Source organism: Candidatus Dependentiae bacterium (genome assembly GCA_013821315.1).
GTDB lineage: Bacteria > Babelota > Babeliae > Babelales > Babelaceae > JACDHA01.
The window spans coordinates 1-5,756 of the sequence record JACDHA010000040.1 but is presented as its reverse complement, the minus strand read 5'-3'; the positions used below and the strand labels follow the sequence as shown (position 1 = coordinate 5,756).

Annotated in this window: 6 protein-coding genes and 1 tRNA gene; 5 read left to right on the top strand and 2 right to left on the bottom strand. The window is 37.6% G+C overall.

Features of this window, described 5'->3' with window-relative positions:
- Together H0X48_06670 and H0X48_06665 are read right to left on the bottom strand one after the other, a co-directional pair.
- Positions 1-476: hypothetical protein (locus H0X48_06670; GenBank protein MBA3954974.1), on the bottom strand; the 476-nt coding region annotated here is incomplete at its 3' end.
- A gap of 27 nt (positions 477-503) precedes the next feature.
- Positions 504-596 (bottom strand) — tRNA-Ser (locus H0X48_06665).
- A 484-nt stretch (positions 597-1,080) separates the two neighbouring features.
- On the opposite strand from H0X48_06665, the gene H0X48_06660 reads away from it, so the two are divergent.
- The 5 genes from H0X48_06660 to H0X48_06640 all read left to right on the top strand — a co-directional run.
- A complete protein-coding gene (locus H0X48_06660) occupies positions 1,081-1,869 on the top strand; it encodes a transporter substrate-binding domain-containing protein (protein MBA3954973.1) in 789 nt (262 codons plus the stop codon).
- The gene (locus H0X48_06655) at positions 1,866-2,534 is read left to right on the top strand and encodes an amino acid ABC transporter permease (protein ID MBA3954972.1); all 669 of its coding nucleotides are present in this window, start codon (positions 1,866-1,868) and stop codon (positions 2,532-2,534) included. The genes H0X48_06660 and H0X48_06655 overlap by 4 nt, the downstream gene beginning before the upstream one ends.
- Entirely contained in the window at positions 2,521-3,165 is a 645-nt protein-coding gene (locus H0X48_06650; GenBank protein MBA3954971.1) for an amino acid ABC transporter ATP-binding protein, read from the top strand. Before H0X48_06655 ends, H0X48_06650 begins: the two co-directional genes overlap by 14 nt.
- Positions 3,166-3,239: 74 nt before the next feature.
- Positions 3,240-3,983, top strand: a complete 744-nt coding sequence (locus H0X48_06645; protein MBA3954970.1) for an ankyrin repeat domain-containing protein — start codon at positions 3,240-3,242, stop codon at positions 3,981-3,983.
- 92 nt (positions 3,984-4,075) lie between these two features.
- Positions 4,076-5,756 (top strand): ankyrin repeat domain-containing protein (locus H0X48_06640; GenBank protein ID MBA3954969.1); only part of this gene is annotated, 1,681 nt, incomplete at its 3' end.

The following is a 5,756-nucleotide window of genomic DNA, read 5'->3' as shown; positions in this document are numbered from 1 at the left end:
TCTTGGCGTGCATTGACATGCATAAAGAAAAAAGAGGTACCTAAAGACCAACAATCATTAAAATAGTGCTCATAATAAAAAGCTACTCCTTCAGCATCAAGACGACCGTCTCTTTTAAAGGGAACACTGCTGGCACTTCTTGAGTTTGGACCGCGAGAAAGTAAAAAAGGAAGAGTATCTAACTTGCCTGACTCTGTTAATGCATCAGCCACTAAACCAAGATCATACTGCGATCTTTTAACATCTTCAAAAGGTCCATCTATATCAGGAAGTGGTATATCTTCATCAAACGATCCTGTTGCCCTATCGGACCTCATAAAAAAGGGTTGAATAGCTGTATGGCCTCTGCCACCAAGGCGGCGCAAATAAGGCTTATAAAAAAGAGGAAAATAACGATTATCAAAAGTCATAGCATGCATGCTTTCGCCAAGCAGACATGCAACAATTATAAAAATAAGCGAGATACGTTTTATCATAGAAGCATCCTGAACGCGGTACTATGGTGGTGGAGAGAGGGGGATTCGAACCCCCGATTGCGTTTTTGACACAATAACCGCTTTCGAGGCGGCCGCTTTCGGCCACTCAGCCATCTCTCCAAATTATTTTTTTAGCCAAGAAAAGTTGTTCTGTTACTAGTATAAGTATCATGCTACAAATACTCTTATATACAGCATAAATGATTCACCATTTTTTAAAAGTGTTTTCTGTGTGTTTGTCAGTTTTGTGGCCAAAACGTTATAATTATTGTTTTTATACAATAATTGTGTTATATTTAAAAATATATATAGTTTAATTATTTTAATCTTAATAACTCAGGAGAAAGCTCATGATAAACTGTGATTTTATCCTTTTGAGCCTTGGTAATTTTTCTAAATTTAGCTTTCATTCTTTTTCCTTTCTTTCTCATCACCATACCCATCATCATTGCAACTAAACTGCAATCACTCTTTTACTACACTTTTTTATTTATTTTATTTTTTATACGACCTTTAAAATAGTACGCATGCCATCTTTGGCTAACGTATAACTATTTTATTTATTTATTTTTTACACAAGACTTTTATTAAGAAAGATTCCGTTATGCAACCAAAATTTTTGGGAGCTTTAGCTCTACTTATTATTTTTTCTACGCTTGGCTATTTTGTATTTCGTTCATCAACAGCTCAATCTGATGACACTCTTATTTTAGGCACTATGAGCGGTTGGCCGCCCTATGTTACTATGAGTAATAATGGCTCCTATCAAGGCTTTGATATAGATATCGCCCAACAGATAGCAGTTCAATTAGGTAAAAAGCTTGTCATCAAAGACATGGATACAGCATCACTGTTGACCGCACTCAATCAAAATAAAGTTGATTTTGTTATGACTGGTCTTTCCATTACCCAAGAACGGCTCAAACAAGTTGATTTAATTGCCTATCAAGGTGAACCCGTAACTTCTTTAAGATTAGTTTTTTGGCAAACTATTCCTCAAGGCGTAAAAACACTTGAAGATCTTAAAAACATTCCTAATGCAACAGTATGCGTTGAAGCGGGCTCCAGCACCGAAGGTTTTTTACTGACTATTTCTGGGCTCACGGTTAAACAATTAGATCCTGTGCCCTCTATTTTAGAACTTAAATATAAAAAAGCTTTAGCGGTACTTATAGAACCTACTGCTTACAACGAACTTAAAAGTCAGTATCCAGAACTTGTAGCTCTTACCGTACCATTAAACGAAGATCAAGCATTTTTAGGCTGCGGTATTGGCGTTAATAAAGCTAATACAAAGCTAAAAAAAGAGATACAATTAATAATAAACAACCTTAAAGCACAGGGTACTTTAGCAGCACTTGAAAAACAGTGGTTTAAAAAGGAACAGGCATGAAACTCTTTTCTCTCGTTACTCTCTCAGCGTCAGCCCCATTACTTATTAATGCTGCTCTTACAACAGTGTACATCTGGTTTACCGCATCATGTATTAGCTTGGTTGTAGGTACACTTACAGGCTTACTACGTGCCCGCAAAGCACGTATTCCCATTATTAGTTTGCTACTTGATGGCGCGACGCTTATTTTAAGAGGAATACCCCTGTATGCGCAACTTATGATCATTTATTTTGTGCTCCCAGAAGTGAGCTTGATTAACCTTTCATCTGAAAACGCCAGCATTATAGGCTTAGGGTTATGTTCAGCAGCATACGTATCAGAAACAATACGTGCAGGGATAAATTCTTTGCCAACGGGCCAATGGGACGCAAGTTTTGTTTTAGGCTATAGCACTCTACAACAACTACGTTTTATTATCGTACCACAAGCACTACGAGCTGTTTTGCCGTCACTTATGAACGAATACAACATGGCACTTAAAAGCACTGCTATCGTTGCTAGTATAGGTACCGTTGAGCTTACTAAAACAGGCATGAATATTATTGCCCGGTCAGCCGATCCGTTAACTATAACCCTTGCTATTGCTTGTATTTATCTGATACTTACTGGGGCGCTTTCACTTGTTGGACAACTACTTGAGAGAAAATACCATGTTAATCGTTAATAACTTAAGCTTATATTATGCTGACCGTCTTATCCTAGACACGCTATCGTTAAGTATCACACCAGGTTCAATAACCTGCCTAACGGGCAAAAGTGGTGCTGGCAAAACAAGCCTACTCTATTGCATAGCACAACTTAAACAACAATATACCGGGTCAATAACCTATGCAGGTAAAGATCTACGGGCGTTATCAGTACAAGAGCGTAGTGGCATTATAGGCTTTCTCTTTCAGCACTATAATTTATTTAGCCATCTTACTGCTTTAGAAAACTGCATACAACCGCTTATGGTAGTAAAAAAATACAGCCACCAACAAGCAACTAAAGAAGCACTCGAGCTTTTAGAACAACTTGAGCTTAAACACGTTGCTCATAACTACCCTACGGAGCTTTCTGGTGGCCAGCAGCAACGTATAGCTATTGCACGAGCATTATTACTAAAACCAGAGCTTTTACTTCTTGATGAGCCGACAGCAGCACTTGATCGTGAAAGCAAAAATATACTTAAAAAACTGCTTCTAGATTTAAAAACTCAGGGCATTACACTTGTTATTTCAAGCCATGACACCCCCTTTGTACAAGAAATAGCTGATACTATATACATACTCAACCATGGTAAAATAGTAATCTAAGCATAGTATTGATTCAATTATGATTAATATGATAAAATTAAAAAAATAAGTATTTCAATCAAGCAAGGACGACAATGAAAAAAATAAAAAAACTGTTACTACTCTTTATAATGTCAAGCTCTTTTTATGCTCACTGTTTTATTGATGATCAGCTATTTCAGGCTTTGGTAGATAATAATGTATCCCAACTTGAAGACGGACTCCTAGAAGGTTCTAGCCCAAATGCTAGGGATAGCAGTGGCCATACCTTACTGCATTGGGCAGCGCTTTCACGTAATATACCAGCATTAACATTGCTTTTAGAGCATGGCGCAGATATTAATGCTTCAGGGCAAGAGATAGCTTTAAGTATTTTTGAATTTAAAGATGATTGTCCTTCAGAATATAAAGAACAGCTCCTTAGAAGAGTAATTCCTTTTTATCCTAGTACCTTTTCTAGCTATGGCATTGTACTAAATAACAGAAAAAACTTTATGGTTGTTCTACATGATCAGGACACTATACCTTCATTTGCTCAGTCACCTGGCAATTCAAATAACAAGCTTACCTACGAGCAATTATCAACAAGTCCTTGCTTTAAAGAAAGTCATCCTCAAATACAGGTCTTTAGCAAGTTAACTCCGCTCCATTGGGCTATACTTAGCCAAGATATAGAAGTAGTTGCGTTTTTAATAGCGCATGGCGCTCGACCCGATGCTCTTTGCCGCCTATCAAACAATACAAACGCAAACATGATAACGTGGGCTCAACACTTAAGTACGCCAGAAATGGCAAGCTTTATAAAAAAGACAAGCTCTCCGGCAAAGCCTGTACGCTAGATCACCTTATTGTTGCTTGCAATCTTTTTCCTATGCTAAAGTTTAAAAAGGCCATTAGTTACTAAAGAGGCACTTCTAGCATAGGAAAATTTATGAAAAAACTGGTTTTACTTTTTAGTATTTTAAGCTTTTTTTACATTCGATGCTCAATTGACGAACAACTTTTTTTAGCTTTAAATACCAACAATTTACCAGAGCTTGAAAGATTACTCAGCTCTGGCGCTGATGTTGACGCATGTGATGTAAATGGGCACACATTGCTCCATTGGGCAGCACTAGCTCATAATATACCCGCAGCACAAATACTTTTAGCCCATGGCGCTAACGTTAATGCCCAAGGAAAAGAGATCGCAATAAGTATATTTTTACTTCAAGGCGCCTGTACATTAACGGCATTAGACGAGCTGCTCAGTCGAGTCATACCTGTTTATCCTACAATTGATACATCTAGCTATGGTGTTTTTGTAACAAAACAAGCAAAGTTTCTCGGTATTGTACATACTAAAGATGGAACCCCTCAATTTATGCTTGTACCTGAAAATATGGATAATCCAGAATCTCATTCACAAATGACAAAAAACCCTTGCTTGTCGCAAGACACCCCTCAAATACAAGTTTTTAGCCAATTAACTCCTTTACATTGGGCATTACTAAGCCAAAATACTGCTATAGTTTCATTATTAATTTTACACGGAGCTCATAGTAATGCCTACTGTACTTTAGACAATAAAAGCAAAGCAAGAATGCTGCACTGGGCTGAATACTTAAGTACACCGGCTATTGCAGAAATTATTAAAAACACAGCATTACTAACTACTGCTTCTCTAGCACCAGCAGTATCACAGCCAAGAACTCATACTGCTCGCGTAGAGTCCCTTGTTAAGCAGCTCTCACAGGCTACAAAAAATGGCGATAAACAAGCACTACTAAAAGTATTAAAAAGCGGCATTAACCCTAATAGACGAAATGTTTTTGGCAGCACAGCACTCCATATTGCTGCTCAAGCAGGTGATACAGATAGTGCTGATTTGCTACTTGCTTATAAAGCTGATCCTAACGCTCAAGACCGCCAAGGAAACACACCACTGCATACTGTTATTAAAGTTTTTAGCAAAGCAGACAAGAATAAAAGCTATATCGCTCTAGCTGCTCAATTAATTGCGGCAGGAGCCAATGTTGATGCTCAAAATAAAGAGGGGCTAACGCCACTTGCATGTGGCTTAATTAAAGCAAACGAGTTACCCACTCTACACCCTAGTTTTGATAATCAAGGCAACTTTCTAGATCATGTACTTTTGTGTCCACAAGAACTTATGCTAATGCTTTTAGAAAATGGCGCTGATATTAATCTTAGTAACGGCCCGCTACTAGCAGCTGCTTATAAACTTAATATGACTGGAGCAATCGATCTACTACTTGATTATGGTGCTTTTACAAATACCAAGTCACCTTACAGCAAAAAACTACCCGATGCAGCCCGGGAACCTAATTTTTATAAAGAACATATCAATAAATTATTATATAAGGGCGAAATCGACCGAGTTATTGAATTGATTGGCACCTTTAAACCATTATACCAACCATTACCTGAGCATTTAACGAGCATGCTCTACATTCAATTAACTTTAGGCCTTATTAAAAGCCATTCTTATAGGGCTTTAGAAATAGCTCTTGATGCTTATTTTGAGAAATTAATAAAAGCAGTTGAGCAAGACGATATGTCGCAAACTGCTCATATGATAAAGACAGGATTTCCTATTACTATGCGCGATA